The following is a 17,217-nucleotide window of genomic DNA, read 5'->3' on the forward strand; positions in this document are numbered from 1 at the left end:
CGTGCGCGCTGTGCTTCAGCGGGTCACGCAGGCCCGCTGCACCGTGGCGGGGCAGGTGACCGGCGAGACCGGGCCAGGACTGGTCCTGCTGCTGGGCGTGGCCCCCGGCGATACCGAGCAGACCGCCCAGGTGCTCGCCGCCAAAATCGCCAAATTGCGTATTTTTGGCGACGAGGCCGGCAAGATGAACCGCAGCGTGCAGGACATTGGCGGCGGTATCCTCAGCATCAGCCAGTTCACGCTGTACGCCGATACCCGCAGCGGCAACCGCCCCAGCTTTACCGGCGCGGCCCCGCCCGAGCAGGCCCGCGCCCTGTACGCGGTGTTTAACGCGGCGCTGCGTGACCTGGGCCTGCCCGTGGGTGAAGGGGTCTTCGGCGCCCACATGGTCATTGACCTGACCAACGATGGCCCCGTGACCCTCACCCTGGACGTGGCGTAAAAACGGGCAGGAGGGGGCCTGCCGTGCCCGGCCCCCCGGCCCTCTTTGTTCTCACCGCCGCCCACCCTATGCTGCGCCGCATGATCCGCCGCACTGCCCTGCTGGCCGCGCTCCTCTGTGTGGGGGGCGCGGCGGCCTATACCGTCAAGCCCGGCGACACGCTGTATTCCATTGCGCGCGCCAACGGCACCACCGTCGAGGTGCTCGCGCACCTGAACGGGCTGCAGGGCACCGCCCTGAAGGTGGGCCAGGAACTGAAGCTGCCAGGCGCGGGCACGGCGGCCACCCCGGCTGCGCCAGCCACGCCTGCGCCCCTCCCCCCGGAGCAACTGGCCCCCACCCCCACCGGCGCGCGCATTGCGGGCGTGAACATCACCGTGCCCGCCAGCCTGCGCATGGGCGAGGCCTTTGTGGTGCGCCTCAGCGGCGCGCGGGCGGGCGAGGCCACCGTGCGCTTTCCCAGTGAGGTGGGCGAGGATGTGCGCCGCCCCAACGAGGCCCTGAAACCCACAGGCGCGGCGGGCGAATACGTGGTTCCTGGGCGCGTGGTGCTGGGCAAGACCACCCCGGTGGTCTATGAGGTCACGCTGGACGGCGCGCTCGTGCGCGGGCGCATTCCGGTGGCCGGGCTGGACCAGCCCATCCAGCACCTGAACCTGCCCCCCCGCATTAGCGGCGTGCTGCAGGACCCCGCCCGCAAGGCTGAAGACGCCCTGGTGGAAGGGGCGTACGCGCGGCGCACCCCGCAGGCCTGGAGCCGCCCCTTTGCCCCGGCCCTCAGGGGCATGGCCCCCACCAGCAGTTCGTTCGGGCAGCCGCGCACCTACGTGGCGGGCGGCGCGGTGGCCTACCACTTTGGCACCGACTACCCCGCCCGCAGCGGCACCCCCGTCCTGGCCGTGAACGACGGCACCGTGGTGGTGGCCGGGCGCTACCCCGTGCGCGGCGGCCTCGTGGTGATTGACCACGGCGCGGGGGTCACCAGCCTGTATTTCCACCAGAGCAAGGTGAGCGTGAAGGTGGGTCAGAAGGTGGCGCGCGGCGACAAGATCGGCGAGGTGGGCAGCACGGGCCTGAGTGCCGGCCCCCACCTGCACCTGGAAATCCGCGTGCGGGGCGAAGGCACCAACCCCGCGAGCTGGATGAACCGCCTGTGGCCGCGCTGAGGCGCTGACCCCTGCTGGCTGAAGGCTGAGCGAGGGCTACACTATGCTCTGGCGCATGGCCCCGCTCCGCGACCTGTTGATCGTCACGCCCCACTCTTCCGGGCAGCTGCCGGCGGACGTGCTGTGGGGCATGCTGGGCGAGGCGATGTTCGACACGCCTGCGCGCGAGGCCCTGCTGCGGCGCGTGTTTCTGGACGGCGACCCCTACACCGAGCTGCTGTATCACGTGCCCGGCGCCCGCCACGTGCAGGCGCCCTGGAGCCGATTTGCCGCCGACCTCAACCGCGAGCGCGGTGACCGGGCCGACAATGGGGTGTTGAAACTCACGGGGTTTGACCGAGACACGCTGTATCCCCCCGGCTTCATGCTGGGCGAGGAGGCCCGCGAGGATCGCCTGCGCCGCCTGTGGGACCCGTTCGACGCGCTGCTGTCGACCGAAGCGCCACGCAGCCGCCTGATGATCGTGGGACACGCGATGGCGCCGCATGGCCCCGCCCTGGGCCACGACACCGGAAAGCCGCGCCCAGCCGTCTGCTTAATGCCGGGCACTGCCCAGGCCCCCACCTTTCCGGTGGCCCTGTGGCCTGCGCTGCAGCAGGCTGCCGAGCAGGCGTTTGCCCCGGCCATCGCCCACAGCCCCGATCCCCGGGTGACCGTAGGCGAACCCTGGAGCACCGATACCCTCAGCCGCGTGCACGGGGCGCGCGCCGGGATTCCAGCGTTCGGCATCGAGTTCAATACCGCGCTGTACCTGCAGGGTGGGCAGCCCCAGGATGAGCAGTTGCGTGCCCTGAACCGGGGCTTTATCGCCTTTGCCGGGGCGGCGCTGGCGCTGCTGGCCTAACCCGGCTTCACGCCTCGCGGGTGGCGAGGTCGCGCACGGTGTGCAGCAGCTCGGCGGCGGCGGTGGCCTCGGGGGCAGCGGCCAGGGCAGTTTGCAGCAGTTGCAGGCCGGCGGCGGCTTCCTGGGCGGCGAAGGCCTGGGCGTGGGTCACACTGCCGCTCTCCAGCAGCCATGCCTGCAGCTGAGCCACGGTGACCGGGTCCTTGTCGGGGCGTGGGCGGGCCATCTGGGCCAGGAAGACCTCGCGCTGCTGCTCGGGTGCACTCTGCAGCCAGTGCAGCACGATCAGGGTGCGCTTGCCTTCCAAGAGGTCGCCGCCGATCTCCTTGCCGTACTTGAGGGGATCGCCCAGCAGGTTCAGCACGTCGTCGCGGATCTGAAAGGCGGTGCCCAGAGCCAGGCCCGCCGCCTCAAAGCCGGGGTGGGGCACCTGCCCAGCGGCCAGCGCGCCCAGCTGCAGCGGCACCACCACCGTGTAGTAGGCGGTTTTCAGGCGCACCATCTCCAGGTAATCGGCCTCGCGCAGCGCCCACTCGCGGCGCTCCACCCAGCACAGGTCCAGGTGCTGGCCCTCGGCGGTGCGGTGAATCATTTGCAAGAAGGCGTCCATGCCCCCCGGTACCCCGGCGCGGTGCACGGCCGCCCACATGTAGGCGTGCAGGCCGTCACCCGCATTGATGGCCAGCGGCACGCCGTGCAGGCGGTGCAGCGCGGGGCGGCCCCGGCGGTCCTCGCTGTCGTCCTCGATGTCGTCGTGGATCAGTACCCAGTTCTGAAACAGTTCCAGGGCGGCGGCCAGCCACAGCGCCCCTTCCCAGCCGGGCCCGCCGACCTGCAGGCCGTGGGCGCGGGCGCTGAGCAGCAGCAGCTCCGAGCGCAGGCCCTTGCCGCCCCGCTGCGGATAGTCGCGCAGCATGTCGTGGTAGCCCTGCAGTTCGGGCCTCTGGGCAGACTGGGGCAGCAGCGACAGCACGCGGGACAGCAGTTCGGGGCGCATCGCCGGGCAGCATAGAGCATGGCGCTGGGGCGGCCCGGCCTCGCGTGCGCACCGCACAGATGCCCCAAGTGCAGCCGCGCCGACAGTGCCGCGCCGCCTGGACCGGCCAAGATGCAACGTATGGTCATGGCGCCCCCTCTGCTGCGTTCCCTCTGGGCCCTGCTGGTGCTGGCGCTGCTGGGCGCACTGGGGCTGGCGGCGGCGCAGGCGGCGCCCACGGCCTCGCTGCGCCCCGCCCTGAGCGGCGAACAGCGCACGCTGAGCCTGCCGGGCTTCGGAGCGGTGGCCTACACGGCCGATCCCCGGGGCAGCGGGCGCCCGCTGGTGCTGCTGCACAGCGTGAATGCCGCCGCCAGCGCCTACGAGATGAAGCCGCTGTGGGACGCCTATGCCGGCAGCCGCCCGCTGTACGCCCTGGAGTGGCCCGGGTTTGGCCGCAGTGCCCGCCCCGACGTGCCCTACACCCCGGCCCTGATGGTCTCGGCCCTCCGGGCCCTGCTGGACACCCTGGGCACCGAGGTGGACGTGGTGGCCCTGAGCCTGGGTAGTGAATTTGCCGCCCGCGCCGCCCTGGCCGACCCGCGCATCCGCCGCCTCGCCCTGATCAGCCCCACGGGCCTGGGCCGGGCGCGGGGCGAACCCAACCCGAACACGGGCCGGGCCCTGCGCGCGGTGTCGGGGCCGCTGTACAGCGCCCTGCGCACCCGCCCCAGCATCGAATACTTCCTGAGCCGCTCGTTCCGGGGGCCCGTGGATGACGGCCTGCTGGCCTACGCCCTGGAGACCTCGCGCCAGCCGGGGGCCGTGTACGCTCCGCTGGCGTTTCTGAGCGGCGTACTGTTCACGCCCGACGCCTACGGCGAGCTGTACGCCCGACTGAGCGGGCCGCTGCTGGTGCTGTACGACCAGGACGCGTTCACGTCTTTCGAGCGCCTGCCTGAACTGCTGGGGCGTCCGGGGGTGCAGGCCGTGCGCATTGAGGGCACCGACGGCCTGCCCCAGTTTGACCGCCCGGGCGAGGTGAAAGCGGCCCTGGACCGCTTCTGGAACGAGGCAGAGACCCGGTAAACGTGCACGGCTGGTTTGAACATCAACCGAGCCGACGAGGACAGCGGCGCAGCAGAGAGGGGAGCAAAGAACGTCTCCTTCACCGAAAATGGCAACGTTTTGGCGCTTCCCTGCAACGTTGTCAGAGAAGGGGCGAGGCCCTTAGCATGGCGCGCATGACTGCGCCTGCCGCCTTTACCCCCCGCCTGCTCGTGTGCGACGTGCTGTACACCGGCATGGGGGGCGCGCAGGCGCCGGGCGCTGTGGTGGTGGTGGGCGGCACGGTGGCCGCCACCGGGCACCCGGACACCCTGCGCGCCGCCTATCCCCACGCACAAGAGGAGTGCGTGGGCGGCGTGATTGCCCCGCCCCCGGTGAACGCCCACACCCACCTGGACATGAGTGCCTATGCGTTTCAGGCCCTGCCGTATTTCCGCTGGTTGCCCGAGGTGGTCATTGCCCAGCGTGAGCGCCGGGGTGTGGACGGCGCCCTGGCCGGAGCCGAGACCCTGGTCGCGCAGGGGGTAGGCGGCGTGGGCGACATTGTGAATATTCCGGCCGTCATGGACGCCCTACTGGCCCGTGAGGACCTGCGCGGCGTGCTGTACTTCGAGGTGCTGGGGCCCATTCCGGCGCAGGCCGAGGAGCGCTTTGCCGCCATGCGCGCCCTGGTGGACGGCTGGCGGCGCCACCCCCGGGCAGGTGAACTGCGCGTGGGCCTCACCCCGCACACGCCCTTTACCGTCAGTCACCGCCTGATGCGCCTGGTAACCGAGTACGCGGCGGGCGAGGGCCTGCCCCTGCAGATTCATGTGGCAGAGCACCCCAGCGAGGTGGAGCTGTTCGCCACGGGCGGGGGTCCGCTGTGGGACAACCGGATGCCCGCGCTGTACACCGCCACCTTTGCCGAGGTGATTGGCCGCGCGCCCGAGCCTGACCTGACCCCGGTGCGCTACCTGGACGAACTGGGCGTGCTGGCCGCCCGGCCCACCCTGGTGCATATGGTGAACGTGACCGCAGACGACATCGCCCGGGTGGCGCGCGCGGGCTGCGCGGTGGTGACCTGCCCGCGCTCCAACCAGCACCTGGACTGCGGCGTCTTTCCCTGGACCGCCTTTGCAGCGGCCGGAGTGGAGGTGGCCCTGGGCACCGATTCCGTGGCCAGCGGCGAAACGCTGGACGTGCGCGACGAGGTGGCTTTCGCCCGGCGCCTCTATCCGGAACTGGACCCCCGCCTGATCGTGCGCGCGGCCGTCAAGGGTGGTCACCGCGTGCTGGGGACCCGCGCGCCCCTGATCCGCCGGGGCGAGGGTTGGCAGGAGGCGTTCATCTGGTCAGCAGCCAAGGAAACCCGCCGCTGAGGCCCGGGGCTTCAGCGGCGAGGGATGGCGGACGCGGGGCCATGTGCCCCGCCCCGGTCAGGGCTGGCTGACCGTGGCCTGGCAGGGCCCGGTGACGACGTTGGTGCCCTGAAGGCGCGTCAGGCGGCCGGTGTAGGGCAGGCTCAGCAGGGTGTCCAGGCGGCAGGTGTAGCGCTCGCCGCTGTTGCCAATCCACTCGAAGTTCAGCACGCGGCGGTCCCCGTCGTAGGTGGCCACGGCGAAGCCTGGGCGCCCGCGTGAAAAGGCGTCGGCCTGATCCAGCCCGCCCACGGTGGCGGTGCCGCCGCTCACGCTCACCAGATCCGGCACCGCCACGGTGGCCGTGACCGGGCTGCCTTCCAGTTGTCCGCTGACGGTCCAGGTCTGCCCCACCGTCAGCGGCCCAGCTGTACGGGGCGCCGGGCCGCCCTCGCGCGGCGTCAGCAAGGAAGCCAGGGGCGCGCAGGACGCCAGAAGCGGCAGCAGGGTGAACGAGAGCAGCAGTGCGGGCTTGGTCATGCGCGCAGCATACGGGCGGCGCATGAGCGTGACCGGGCCCACCTTCACCGCGCCCAGAGCCACCGTTCATTCTCCCTGAGCCCACAGGACTCAAGATGCTTACGCCTGTCTCACTGAAATCGCAGCCGCCTGCCGGCACGGGGCGCGTTATACTCGCTTGTCATGTTCCGTGTCCTGAACAAAATGTTCGATAACAACCAGCGCGACGTGGCGCAGATCGTCAAGACGATTGTGCAGCCCGTGAATGCGCTGGAAGAAGAAACCCAGAAAATTGAAGATCTGGCCGCCGCTTTCATGGACCTGCGCCGCCGCGTGCAGGAGGGCGGCGAGTCCCTGGACGACGTGGTAGTGCCCGCCTTTGCCCTGATTCGCGAGGCCGGGCGCCGCTCGATTGGCAAGCGCCACTACGACGTGCAGCTGATCGGCGGCTACGCGCTGCACAAGGGCCGCATTGCGGAGATGCGCACTGGTGAAGGCAAGACGCTGGTGGCGACCTTGGCGCTGGCCCTGAACGCCCTGGAAGGCCGTGGGTGCCACCTCGTCACGGTGAACGACTATCTGGCGCGGGTGGGTATGGAAGAAATGGGCCTGCTGTACCGCACCCTGGGCCTCACCGTGGGGCTGGCCAGCCGCGACCTGCAACCGCACCAGAAGCAGGCCGCCTACGCCTGCGACATCACCTACGTCACCAACAGCGAACTGGGCTTTGATTACCTGCGCGACAACATGGCCCAGAGCCGCGAGGCGCTGTCGCTGCGCGCCGAGCATCCCCTGAACTTCGCCATCGTGGACGAGGTGGACTCGATCCTCATTGACGAGGCCCGCACGCCGCTGATCATCTCGGGGGCCGCCGAAAAGGCCACCGACCTGTACTACGTGTACGCCAAACTGATTCGCCGGCTGCAAAAGGGCGAGCCCGCCGAACCCGGCGTGCGCACCGAGCCCACGGGCGACTACACCATTGACGAGAAGAGCAAGCAGGTGCACCTCACCGAAGGCGGCATTGCCAAGATTGAGCGCCTGCTGAGCCTGTCGGACCTGTACAGCCCCGAGAACATGGACAAGGCCCACATGATCACCCAGGCCATCCGCGCCCGGGAGCTGTACCACCGCGAGAAGGATTACATCGTGAACGCGGAAGGCGAAGTGGTCATCATTGACGAGTTCACGGGCCGCTCAATGCCGGGGCGCCGCTACGGCGAAGGGCTGCACCAGGCCATTGAAGCCAAGGAAGGCGTGAAGATCGAAAACGAGAACCAGACCCTCGCCACGATCACCTACCAGAACTTCTTTCGCCTGTACAACAAGTTCGCGGGCATGACCGGCACCGCCAAGACCGAGGAAAAGGAATTCCTGGACATCTACGGCAGCGACGTGCTGGTGATTCCCACCAACCGCCCCGTGCAGCGCGATGACTCGGACGACTTGGTGTATCGCTCCAAGATGGGCAAGTACAACGCGGTGGTGCAGGAAGTGATCAAGATGCACGCCACCGGGCGCCCGGTCTTGATCGGCACAGCCAGTATTGTCACCAGTGAGCAGCTGAGCGACCTGCTGACCCAGGCGGGCGTCAAGCACAGCGTGCTGAACGCCAAATTCGAGGCGCAGGAAGCCAGCATCGTGGCGCAGGCGGGCCGGTCGGGCACCGTGACCATCGCCACCAACATGGCCGGACGCGGCACCGACATCATGCTGGGCGGCAACGCCGAATTCATCATCGGGGAGGCCATCGAGCAGAACTTTGGCATCAGCCGCTTTGCCCCCGAAGCCGAGAACTTCATCAAGGCGGTGAGTCGTCAGGACGAGGGCGCCGTGGCCCTGGGCATGCTGATTCCCGGCATGACCGAGGACTTTGCCCGGCAGGCGGTGCAGCTGCAGGCCGATATTCTGGCTGATCGGCACAAGGTGCAGTTTTTGGGTGGCCTGCACATCATCGGCACCGAGCGCCACGAGTCGCGCCGTATTGACAACCAGCTGCGTGGTCGTGCGGGCCGTCAGGGCGACCCCGGCAGCAGCCGCTTCTACGTGTCGTTCGAGGACGACCTGATGCGCCTGTTCGCCAACGAGCGCGTGGTCGCCATGATGGACCGCCTGGGGATGGATGACAGCCAGCCCATTGAAGCCAAGATGGTCACGGGCGCCATTGAAAAGGCGCAGGCACGCGTGGAAGACCGCAACTTCAGCACCCGCAAGCAGCTGCTGGAGTTCGACAACGTGATGAGCAAGCAGCGCGACACCATCTACGCCCAGCGCCGCGAGGTGCTGCTGGGCCGCGACGAGGACGTGGAAGAAAGTGCCGAAGGCATGATCGCGGACTTCGTGGACCTGCAGCTGGCGACGTTCCTGCCCATAGACCAGAACGCCGACACCTGGGACATTGAAGGCCTGCGCGCCGCCATGCTGGACGCCGTGCCGCAGCTCGAAGGCTTTGATTTCGAGAGCCTGCGCGCCATGAGCCCCGCCCAGGCCCAGGACACGCTGCTGCAGGCCGTGGCCGACGCCTTTGACGCCCGCAAGGAAGAGCTCAGCCCCACCATGCTGAACAGCCTGTCGCGCTACGTGCTGCTGCAGGTGGTGGACCAGCACTGGAAAGAGCATCTGCACGGCATGGATGTGCTGCGCCAGGGTATTGGCCTGCGCGGCTACGGCCAGCGCGATCCCTTCACCGAATACAAGTTCGAAGCCACGAACATGTTCAACGAGATGATTGACAACCTGAAAGCGGACGTGACCAAGTTCATCTTCCGCATGCAGTTCGGCCAGACCGCGTAAAGCTGGCTGAAGCCCGGGGCGCCCGCAAGCAGGTGGGCGCCCCGGGTCGTTTTGTGTGAAGTGGGGTAGAGGAGAGAAGACGAGGCAGAAATGGCTGAGCCCCGCGAAGCTTCATGAGGAGCCACAGCGATGGGCCGTCCTGGCAGACAGAGCCTCATTGCCTTGCCCCAAGCACTCTGCACACCAGCCGCAAGTGCCCCGGACCACCGTTCACGGTCCAGGGCGCTTCCTTCTGTCTCTGCCCTGATACCCATGCCCTTACCGGGGCGTCGCTACCTCGCCTAGCGGCACGTCGTCCTGCTCCTCACCCTGGAAGAAGCGGCCAGCCAGCACGCCGCCCATCACCGTATACAGCCCCACCGAGCACTCCTCGCCGCCAAAGGCCACGGCGTAAAAGTCGTCGCTCAGCAGGCCCACGCCGGGCGTGGTGTCGTCGCCAATCTGCCACTCCACGGCGCTGTACTCGTCCTGCACGCCCAGCAGCAGCTGCCCCTTGTAGGTGCTGCCATCCGGGTTGGCGCCACTGACGGCCGTCCGCGTGGCTTTCTGGCCGTCCCAATCGAATTTCTCGGTGCCCTTGGCCTTGCCGGTCATGGTCCAGACCCCAGAGAAGGTGCGCCCGCTGCGCTCGTAGGCCGCCACGCCGCAGTTGGGCCCCCCGAAAGCCACGGCCACATAGTCACCCAGCTGCAGGCCCACGCCCACCCGCGCGCCACCATCCCACTCGAAGCGCAGTGCGGCGGCCGTTTTGGTGATCTTCAGCTGGGCCTTTTCTGTCAGGCCGCCAGAAAAGCGTTGCGTGACATCGTAAGTGCCTTCCACAGAGGCCGCTGTGACGGTACCGAAGAGGAGCGCGCAGGCCAGAGCAACGATTCGTTTCATGGCGCCATGATGCGGCGAGGGGTGGGACAGTCGGGGGGACAGTTTGCTGGCGCTGGCGAGCCTACAGCCCCAGCGCCGCGCGGTTGATGGGTGTAGCAGCGGCCGTCAGCGTGAGGTCGGCGGCCTGTTCTTCGCGCTCACTCAGGCGCAGGCGTTCGGCATGGTGGGGCAGTTGCAGCACATCGGCCAGCTTGGCGGCCGTGCCGTAGGCCGAAATCTCGTAGTGCTCGACGCGCTGGGCACAGGCAATCAGGCCGGCGTCTCTTACCGCCGGGGGCGCATCGCGGCGCAGCAATTCGTCGCCCTCGGCCAGCAGGCCGCGCATGGCCTGACAGGTCTGACCGCCCGGCGACTGGTCCAGATCCATGAACAGGCCTTCCAGGCGCTGCGCCTGCACCCGGGTCTGGTCCAGGTGGCGTTCCAGGCCGGTGCGCAATGTCTGGTCGCTGGCCGCCGCGATCAGGCGCGGCAGGGCGCCCAGCAACTGGGTTTCGGCGGAATACAGGTCGCGCAGCTGCTGCAGGTACAAAGCCATCAGGGTGTTCAGGGCAGGCATAGCATCCTCCTTGGGGTGGGCGTGGCGAAGGCACGGGGGGGCGGTCGGAGTCAGTATGTCCACCCCAGTGCACGGCAGCGCCCCAGATGGAGAGACGCTCAAGCCCAGGTGTGAAGGGTGCAGAGGGGCGGAAAGGGAACTCAGCGGAGCCGCTTTGGCCATCTTGAGTTGACTTCTGCTCAGCGCCGCCGGGGTCATGGGCCGTGTTGCCCACAGCCTACTTCCCGTCTACTTTCCACCTAGAGCGGTTGACAAAAGAACCCCTCACCCCTGGCTGCGCGGGGCCCTCTCCGACGACGGGAGAGGGTCAAGCACCAACATCTTCTTTATGTCAACTGCTCTAATTCAGCGTCGGGTCCTCGCCCGGCCGGGGGCGGCGGTGCAGGGCCTTCATGGCGTACATGCGCTGATCGGCCAGCCGCAGCAGGCTCTCGGCCCCTGCGCCCTCGTGCGGGAAGAAGGCGATGCCCGCACTCACGTCCGCCTGTGCAAAGCCCTGCGCCTGCACCTGTGTCATGACCGAGCGTATGCGCCCGTACAGCACGCCCTCTACGCCTGGCTGCCCGTGAGAGAGCAGCACCGCAAATTCGTCGCCGCCCAGCCGGTAGCAGCGGTCACCAGCGCGCATATGGGACCGTAGCCCCTGGCCGAACAGCCGCAGCAGCTGGTCGCCTGCCTCGTGGCCCAGCGCGTCGTTGACGGCCTTCAGGCCATCAAGGTCCATCATGATCACGCCAAAGGGCTGCTCGCGCGCCACCAGACTGTTCAGGTCGGTTTCAAAGGCGCGGCGGTTGTTCAGGCCGGTCAGGGCGTCCTGCAGGGCGGCGCTTTCCAGCTGGCGCAGGTGGCTCTGGCGCTCCAGGGCCACATTCACGGACACCCGCGCGGCTTCAAACAGCTGCCGTTCCCAGTCGGCCCAGCCTCGGTTGTCCCCCACCTTGGCGGCCATCAGTACTAGGGCGCCGCTGCCGCTGCCCAGGGGCACCAAGGCCGCCGAGGCCACCCCCGCCTGCAGGTACAGGGGATGGGCGCGCGGATGCGCAGCGTAGTCGTCCACAAACACCGAGCGCTGGGTTTCCGTGGCCAGCGCGGCGAGGCTCTGGCCGTTTTCCAGCGGGGGCGCGTGCAGCAGCGGGCCAGACACGCGCGGCGAGTGCCACACCTGCCGCACCTGCGGGGCCGCGCCGTCGTGAACCGACAGGCCCAGCCAGTCCACATCCAGGGCGCCCTGAAATTGCAGCAGCACATGTTCAGCCACTTCCAGGGCTGGGCGGCGCTCCTGGGCCAGTTGCACGATGTTCAGCAGGGCCGTGTTCACCCGCAGCGCCTGCTGCAGTTCCTGTTCCTTGCGCTGCAACTCGGCCGTGGCGCGCAGGGCCTGACTCACGCGGGGCATCAGCGGGGGCAGGGCCGCTGCCGTGGCCACGCTCACGATGGCGGTCAGGGCGCGCACGTAGGCGTCAAACCAGTACACCGGCACAAAGCGCACCACCACGTGCATGACGTGGGTAAACCCGCAGGCCACGATAAACAGCCCGAAGGCCAACACCACCCAGTCGAAGGGCAGGTGGGCCCGGTTGCGGTACACCAGCAGCGCCAGCAGCAGCGCAATCACCGTGTACGACAGCCACACCAGCAGGTCGCTGCCCACATGCAGCGCCACCAGCGCGGCCGGCCAGGTCTCGTGGTGCTCCGCCGCAAAGCCCGAGGTGTTCCAGAGGTTGGGCAGCAGCCCCGGCCAGAGCAGGGGCAGCAGCACGCCGCACAGCAGCAGCAGGAAAATGCGGAATGACCCAGAACGTAGCAGGGGCATGGCAGGTCACCTCGGGGGCAGGAGAACGAAAGGCAGACTCTTGAGGTGAAGTATTGGGGAGCCGGTCTGACAGGGGTCTGAATAGGCTGGCATGCCGGCATGGCCCCTAAACCGCGTGCCCATGGGCCAGGACGAGCCCGGCACCCTGCCCCTGGCCCGCAGCGTGGCAGGTGGGTGGGTGCCCGTCTGTCAGGCTTCTAACAGCAACGGGCCGCGCTGTCATGAAATCCACAAATCTGCCGGGGCGGAGTAGAGGAATGCTGGCCGTGCCCTGTTCTTTTTCCTGGCCCGGCAACAGCGTTCCCCCTCCGTGGGCCGGCCCTCTTCGCCCGGCCCAGCCTAAGGCCGGCTCTGCAAGCGGTAGGGAAAGGCTCAAGGCAGGCGGTATCTGCCTGGGGCAACGGGCCGGCAGGATACGCCCATGCAGCGAATCCTGATGACGACCCTGGCCCTTACCTCTTCCCTCGCCCTGGCTGGTGGCGCCGGTATGGCCCCCATGGGCCCCGTGAGCACCGCCCAGGTGAGCAACAACACCAACGTGCTGTTCATGGAAGTGGCCGCCATGAGCAACCTCGCCGAGATTCAGACCTCGCAGCTGGCCCTGCAGAAAAGCAGCAACGCCCAGGTGCGTGCCTTTGCCCAGCACATGATTGAGGCCCACACCCAGGCCCACCGCGAACTGCTGCAACTGGCCGCCATGAAGGGCGTGAAGCTGACCGACAAGCCCGGTGCCGATCAGCGCCTCCAATACAACAAATTGAGCACCCTGTCGGGAGCCGCCTTTGACGCCATGTACATGAAGGTGCAGATCCAGGGCCACGAGATGACCCTGGACCTGATCAAGACCTACCGCACCATCGGCACCGATGCCCAGGTGCTGGCCTACGCCGCCAAGATGCAGCCCGCTGTAGCGATGCACCTGGAAGAGGCCAAGGCCCTGCCCGGGATGTAACCAACACTCGCCTTTACGCCCCCTGTCGGTGATTGAACGGGCAGGGGGCGCGCTTTCTGAAGATCGTTTCATGTGCAACGGTATTCAGGGCTTCTGTAGGCAATGCGGGTCAGGGCCTCACATTGGCCGCCTACGATAGAGGCACCCACAAGTCAACGCCGACCGGGTGAAGTCGGTCAGGGCCACCCCGCCGAGCGCGGGGTTTTTCCTGAGCAGAGGGTGGGGGCGAGGCCGCCCAGGATATGCACCGCGCAACACTGGTTTGGTCGGTTCTGTCACCGTACAGGTATGAGAGCCCCTCTGCAGCGGCGCTCCCCAGGTCGCACAAGGAGAGCGCCTCAGAGCAGAATGTGTTTCTCCCCCTTCTTTGCGGGAGATCGGCACCGCTCGCGTGGCGACGGACAGAACCTCATTGAACCGTGTACACGAGGACTTCCCTCCAGTTTCGTCTTTCCTGCCTGCCGCTTGAACAGTGCCTGGGTAATGGCAGACGAAGGCCGCAAGGAAAAAGTCGTCTGACAGGCCGTTTCTTTCCTGTGCCAGTCCTCGCCTCACCCCCTTTGCCCCTCCTTCTCAGCCAAGATGGACGTTCATTCAGGGTTGGCTTGAGGGCTGGTCAAGAAGCGGTGACGCCCTCTTGAGGCTGGCGTCATGGACCGCTTGGGGGCGCGGCGCACACTGAGGCCATGGACGTTCTCCTGATCATGGCGGCCCTGACCCTCCTGATCATGCTGGTGGCCTTTATGGCCCTCACGCATGAGGACCGCGTACTGCTGCGCGAGCAGGAAGACGCCCCCGCGTCCCTGCGCGGCCTGCAGGCGGGTGACTGACCCTGCCCCTTTCCTTGCCCCCCACGCCCGCTGCCCTGGTCCCTCACCCAGGGCGGCGTTTTTTTGAGTCCTGGCGCGCGGCGGCTCACGTTACGTCCACAGTAGAATGGTGGGCATGACAGCCGCTCCCGATACCCTGGTGCTGATTGACGGGCACGCCCTGGCGTTCCGCTCGTACTTCGCCCTGCCGCCGCTTTCCAACAGCCGGGGCGAGGCCACGAACGCCATCGTGGGTTTTCTGCGCCTGACGCTGCGCCTGATGCGGCAGCGCAGCAATCAGGTCATCGTGGTGTTCGACCCACCCGTCAAGACCTTTCGCCACGAGCAGTTTGAGGGCTACAAGTCGGGCCGCGCCGAGACACCCAGCGACCTGCCCGCGCAGATCAACCGGATTCGCGCCATCGTGGACGCGCTGGGCCTGCCGCGCCTGGAAGAACCCGGCTACGAGGCCGACGACGTGATCGCCTCGCTGACCCGCAAGGCCGAAGGCACCGGCATGCAGGTGCGCATTGTCACCAGTGACCGGGACGCCTACCAGCTGCTGGATGACCACGTGCGGGTCATTACCAACGACTTCAAGCTGATTGGCCCGGCCGAGGTGCTCGAAAAGTACGGCGTGACCGTGGCCCAGTGGGTGGACTACCGCGCCCTGACTGGTGACGCCAGCGACAACATTCCCGGCGCCAAGGGCATTGGCCCCAAGACGGCCGCCAAGCTGCTGCAGGAATACGGCACCCTGGAGGGCATTTACGCCGCCGCCAAGGCCGGCACCCTGAAGCCCGACGGCACCCGCCAGAAGCTGCTGGACGCCGAGGAAGCCGTGCAGTTCAGCCACCAGCTCTCGTGCATGGTGACTGACCTGCCGCTGGAGGTGGAACTGGGCACGGGCCGCCTACCGGGCAACCCGGACAAGCTCAGCGAGTTGCTGGACGAACTGGAACTGCACTCGGTCAAGCGCGACATTCTGGCCCTGGACGGCCGCGAGGCGGCAATGCCCGACGGTGTGCTGGACCAGGCCCACCGCGCCTCGCCCGCTGATGATCAGGCGCCGGCCCCCCTGGCCGGCCCGGCCCAGGCTGTGACCCAGGCCCCCTGGCGCACTCCCAAGGAGGGCGTGGTGTGGGGCTACGTGCTGTCGCGCGAGGACGACCTGACGGCCGCGCTGGTGGACGCCGCCACCTATGAACGCGAGGGCGAGCAGGCCACCGTGCGCGTGGCCCCCACCCAGGAGCCCGACGAGTGGGCCCAGGCCGCCGCGCCGCAGGGGCCAGGGGAAGGCGGCCTCTTCGAGGCAGGCGAGGCCGCCGCGCCCCTGACCAAGGCGCAGCAGAAGGCGGCCGAAAAGGCGCGCAAGGACGCCGAAAAGGCTGCCGCCAAGCTGCGCGCGCAGTTTCCGGCCGTGGTGGACGAGGCCGAATTCGTGGGCCAGCGGCAGGTGACGGCTGCCAGTGCCAAGGCGCTGGCGACCCACCTCAGCGTGCGCGGGCTGACCATTGAACCCGGCGACGACCCGCAGCTGATGGCCTACCTGCTGGACCCGGCGAACACCACCATGAGCGCCGTGTGCAGCCGCTACCTGAACGTGCCCTGGCCGGACGACGCCGCTGGGCGCGCGGCCCTGAGTGCGCAGTTGCTGGACCTGCTGCCCCCCCAGCTGGACGAGGCCCGGCGCACGCTGTACGAGGACATGGAGCGGCCCCTCTCGGCGGTGCTGGCGCGCATGGAGGTGCGCGGCGTGCGGCTGGACAGCGAGTACCTGCGCGGGCTTTCCGGCGCCACGGCGGCGCGGCTCTCGGCGCTGGAGGCCCAGATTCACTCGCTGGCCGGGCGCGAGTTCCAGATTCGCAGCCGCGACCAGCTGGAGGCAGTGCTGTACGACGAACTGGGCCTTGCCAGCGGCAAGAAAACCAAGCTGACCGGCAAGCGCTCCACGGCGGTGGCGGCGCTGGAACCGCTGCGGGACGAGCACCCCATTATCCCGGCGCTGCTGGAATACCGCGAGCTGGAAAAGCTGCGCGGCACCTATCTGGACCCGCTGCCCAATCTGGTCAACCCGCGCACCGGGCGCCTGCACACCACCTTTGCCCAGGGCGCAGTGGCCACCGGGCGCCTGAGCAGCCTCAACCCCAACCTGCAGAACATCCCCATCCGCAGCGAACTAGGCCGCGAGGTGCGCAAGGGCTTTATTGCTGACCCTGGCTTCTGCCTGATCAGCGCCGACTACTCGCAGATTGAGCTGCGGCTGCTGGCCCACATTGCCGACGACCCCCTGATGCAGCAGGCCTTCCAGGAGGGCGCCGACATTCACCGCCGCACCGCCGCGCAGGTGCTGGGGCTGGACGAGGGCACGGTGACCCCCAACCAGCGCCGCGCTGCCAAGACCGTAAACTTTGGCGTGCTGTACGGCATGAGCGCCCACCGCCTGAGCAACGATCTGAGCATTTCGTACAGCGAGGCAGCCGGGTTCATTGACACCTACTTCGCCACCTACCCGGGCATTCGCGGCTACATTGACCGCACCCTGGAATTTGGGCGCCAGCACGGCTACGTGGAAACGTTGTACGGCCGGCGGCGCTACGTGCCGGAACTGGTGGCCAGCAACCGCACCCTGCGCGAAGCCGGCGAGCGGCTGGCCTACAACATGCCCATTCAGGGCACGGCCGCCGACATCATCAAGCTCGCCATGATTCAGCTGGACCGTGAACTGCAGGGCACCGGCGCCCGGCTGCTGCTGCAGGTGCACGACGAACTGCTCCTTGAAACCCCCGAGGACCGCGCCGAGGAGGTCGCCGCGCTGGTGAAGCGCGTGATGGAAGGCGCCGCGCAACTGAGCGTGCCCCTGGCAGTGGAAGTGGGGGTTGGCCCCAACTGGTACGACACGAAGTAAAAGAGGGAGAGAGGTGGTGAGGCGGGAGGTCTTTGCGCCTCCCGCCCCTGTTGACGTCCTATCCAGTATTTTCTAGCCGACCCTCACAGCGGAGCCTGGGGGCCGCCTGGGTGGCCGCTTTTCATCTCTTTAGGGCGAGTGATAAGGCA

14 protein-coding genes are annotated in these 17,217 nt (G+C 68.0%); 9 read left to right on the forward strand and 5 right to left on the reverse strand.

Going from position 1 to position 17,217, the window contains the following annotated elements; genetic code table 11:
* Position 1 precedes the first annotated feature (1 nt).
* The 3 genes from dtd (at position 2) to KMW22_RS12425 (ending at position 2,452) form a co-directional block, all read left to right on the forward strand.
* Positions 2 to 442: a D-aminoacyl-tRNA deacylase gene (gene dtd, locus KMW22_RS12415; protein ID WP_221090368.1), complete on the forward strand. Its 441-nt coding sequence runs from the start codon at positions 2 to 4 to the stop codon at positions 440 to 442.
* Between the two features lie 80 nt (positions 443 to 522).
* A complete protein-coding gene (locus tag KMW22_RS12420; RefSeq protein ID WP_235692913.1) occupies positions 523 to 1,608 on the forward strand; it encodes a LysM peptidoglycan-binding domain-containing M23 family metallopeptidase in 1,086 nt (361 codons plus the stop codon).
* Between the two features lie 55 nt (positions 1,609 to 1,663).
* Positions 1,664 to 2,452: an N-formylglutamate amidohydrolase gene (locus tag KMW22_RS12425; RefSeq protein WP_221090369.1), complete on the forward strand. Its 789-nt coding sequence runs from the start codon at positions 1,664 to 1,666 to the stop codon at positions 2,450 to 2,452.
* A gap of 7 nt (positions 2,453 to 2,459) precedes the next feature.
* On the opposite strand, the gene KMW22_RS12430 is transcribed toward KMW22_RS12425, so the two are convergent.
* The gene (locus KMW22_RS12430) at positions 2,460 to 3,449 is read right to left on the reverse strand and encodes a polyprenyl synthetase family protein (protein ID WP_221090370.1); all 990 of its coding nucleotides are present in this window, start codon (positions 3,447 to 3,449) and stop codon (positions 2,460 to 2,462) included.
* Between the two features lie 126 nt (positions 3,450 to 3,575).
* On the opposite strand from KMW22_RS12430, the gene KMW22_RS12435 reads away from it, so the two are divergent.
* Complete coding sequence (locus tag KMW22_RS12435) at positions 3,576 to 4,517, forward strand: alpha/beta fold hydrolase (RefSeq protein ID WP_221090371.1); 942 nt, start codon at positions 3,576 to 3,578, stop codon at positions 4,515 to 4,517.
* A 155-nt stretch (positions 4,518 to 4,672) separates the two neighbouring features.
* Positions 4,673 to 5,857 carry an amidohydrolase family protein gene (locus KMW22_RS12440; protein ID WP_221090372.1) on the forward strand — a complete coding sequence of 395 codons (1,185 nt, stop codon included), beginning with the start codon at positions 4,673 to 4,675 and terminating at the stop codon, positions 5,855 to 5,857.
* A 57-nt stretch (positions 5,858 to 5,914) separates the two neighbouring features.
* Here KMW22_RS12440 and KMW22_RS12445 read toward each other — a convergent pair whose 3' ends face one another.
* Positions 5,915 to 6,376: a hypothetical protein gene (locus KMW22_RS12445; RefSeq protein ID WP_221090373.1), complete on the reverse strand. Its 462-nt coding sequence runs from the start codon at positions 6,374 to 6,376 to the stop codon at positions 5,915 to 5,917.
* 162 nt (positions 6,377 to 6,538) lie between these two features.
* Here KMW22_RS12445 and secA point away from each other — a divergent pair, with 162 nt between their 5' ends.
* Positions 6,539 to 9,148 (forward strand): preprotein translocase subunit SecA, encoded by a 2,610-nt coding sequence (gene secA / locus KMW22_RS12450; protein WP_221090374.1) that lies wholly within the window; start codon positions 6,539 to 6,541, stop codon positions 9,146 to 9,148.
* A gap of 258 nt (positions 9,149 to 9,406) precedes the next feature.
* Here the strand turns inward: secA and KMW22_RS12455 are convergent, their stop codons facing one another.
* From KMW22_RS12455 to KMW22_RS12465, 3 genes are all read right to left on the reverse strand, one after another.
* Entirely contained in the window at positions 9,407 to 10,030 is a 624-nt protein-coding gene (locus KMW22_RS12455) for a hypothetical protein (protein WP_221090375.1), read from the reverse strand.
* A gap of 61 nt (positions 10,031 to 10,091) precedes the next feature.
* Positions 10,092 to 10,586 (reverse strand): DUF892 family protein, encoded by a 495-nt coding sequence (locus KMW22_RS12460; RefSeq protein WP_221090376.1) that lies wholly within the window; start codon positions 10,584 to 10,586, stop codon positions 10,092 to 10,094.
* Between the two features lie 340 nt (positions 10,587 to 10,926).
* Complete coding sequence (locus KMW22_RS12465) at positions 10,927 to 12,399, reverse strand: GGDEF domain-containing protein (RefSeq protein ID WP_221090377.1); 1,473 nt, start codon at positions 12,397 to 12,399, stop codon at positions 10,927 to 10,929.
* A gap of 421 nt (positions 12,400 to 12,820) precedes the next feature.
* Between KMW22_RS12465 and KMW22_RS12470 the strand changes: the two genes are divergently transcribed.
* From KMW22_RS12470 to polA, 3 genes are all read left to right on the forward strand, one after another.
* On the forward strand, positions 12,821 to 13,351 hold the full coding sequence (locus KMW22_RS12470; RefSeq protein WP_221090378.1) for a DUF4142 domain-containing protein: 531 nt from the start codon (positions 12,821 to 12,823) through the stop codon (positions 13,349 to 13,351).
* A gap of 686 nt (positions 13,352 to 14,037) precedes the next feature.
* Positions 14,038 to 14,181 (forward strand): hypothetical protein, encoded by a 144-nt coding sequence (locus tag KMW22_RS12475; RefSeq protein ID WP_221090379.1) that lies wholly within the window; start codon positions 14,038 to 14,040, stop codon positions 14,179 to 14,181.
* Positions 14,182 to 14,296: 115 nt separating this feature from the next.
* The gene (gene polA, locus KMW22_RS12480; protein ID WP_221090380.1) at positions 14,297 to 17,068 is read left to right on the forward strand and encodes a DNA polymerase I; all 2,772 of its coding nucleotides are present in this window, start codon (positions 14,297 to 14,299) and stop codon (positions 17,066 to 17,068) included.
* Positions 17,069 to 17,217 lie beyond the last annotated feature (149 nt).

The sequence above is a fragment of the Deinococcus aquaedulcis genome, assembly GCF_019693445.1.
Classification (GTDB): domain Bacteria; phylum Deinococcota; class Deinococci; order Deinococcales; family Deinococcaceae; genus Deinococcus; species Deinococcus aquaedulcis.

Excerpts from the sequence above, each read along its gene's own strand:
- KMW22_RS12420 (WP_235692913.1), top strand. The coding sequence starts at position 523 with ATGATCCGCCGCACTGCCCTGCTGGCCGCGCTCCTCTGTGTGGGGGGC.
- KMW22_RS12425 (WP_221090369.1), top strand. The coding sequence starts at position 1,664 with ATGGCCCCGCTCCGCGACCTGTTGATCGTCACGCCCCACTCTTCCGGG.
- KMW22_RS12430 (WP_221090370.1), bottom strand. The coding sequence starts at position 3,449 with ATGCGCCCCGAACTGCTGTCCCGCGTGCTGTCGCTGCTGCCCCAGTCT.
- KMW22_RS12435 (WP_221090371.1), top strand. The coding sequence starts at position 3,576 with ATGGCGCCCCCTCTGCTGCGTTCCCTCTGGGCCCTGCTGGTGCTGGCG.
- KMW22_RS12440 (WP_221090372.1), top strand. The coding sequence starts at position 4,673 with ATGACTGCGCCTGCCGCCTTTACCCCCCGCCTGCTCGTGTGCGACGTG.
- KMW22_RS12445 (WP_221090373.1), bottom strand. The coding sequence starts at position 6,376 with ATGACCAAGCCCGCACTGCTGCTCTCGTTCACCCTGCTGCCGCTTCTG.
- secA (WP_221090374.1), top strand. The coding sequence starts at position 6,539 with ATGTTCCGTGTCCTGAACAAAATGTTCGATAACAACCAGCGCGACGTG.
- KMW22_RS12455 (WP_221090375.1), bottom strand. The coding sequence starts at position 10,030 with ATGAAACGAATCGTTGCTCTGGCCTGCGCGCTCCTCTTCGGTACCGTC.
- KMW22_RS12460 (WP_221090376.1), bottom strand. The coding sequence starts at position 10,586 with ATGCCTGCCCTGAACACCCTGATGGCTTTGTACCTGCAGCAGCTGCGC.
- KMW22_RS12465 (WP_221090377.1), bottom strand. The coding sequence starts at position 12,399 with ATGCCCCTGCTACGTTCTGGGTCATTCCGCATTTTCCTGCTGCTGCTG.
- KMW22_RS12470 (WP_221090378.1), top strand. The coding sequence starts at position 12,821 with ATGCAGCGAATCCTGATGACGACCCTGGCCCTTACCTCTTCCCTCGCC.
- KMW22_RS12475 (WP_221090379.1), top strand. The coding sequence starts at position 14,038 with ATGGACGTTCTCCTGATCATGGCGGCCCTGACCCTCCTGATCATGCTG.
- polA (WP_221090380.1), top strand. The coding sequence starts at position 14,297 with ATGACAGCCGCTCCCGATACCCTGGTGCTGATTGACGGGCACGCCCTG.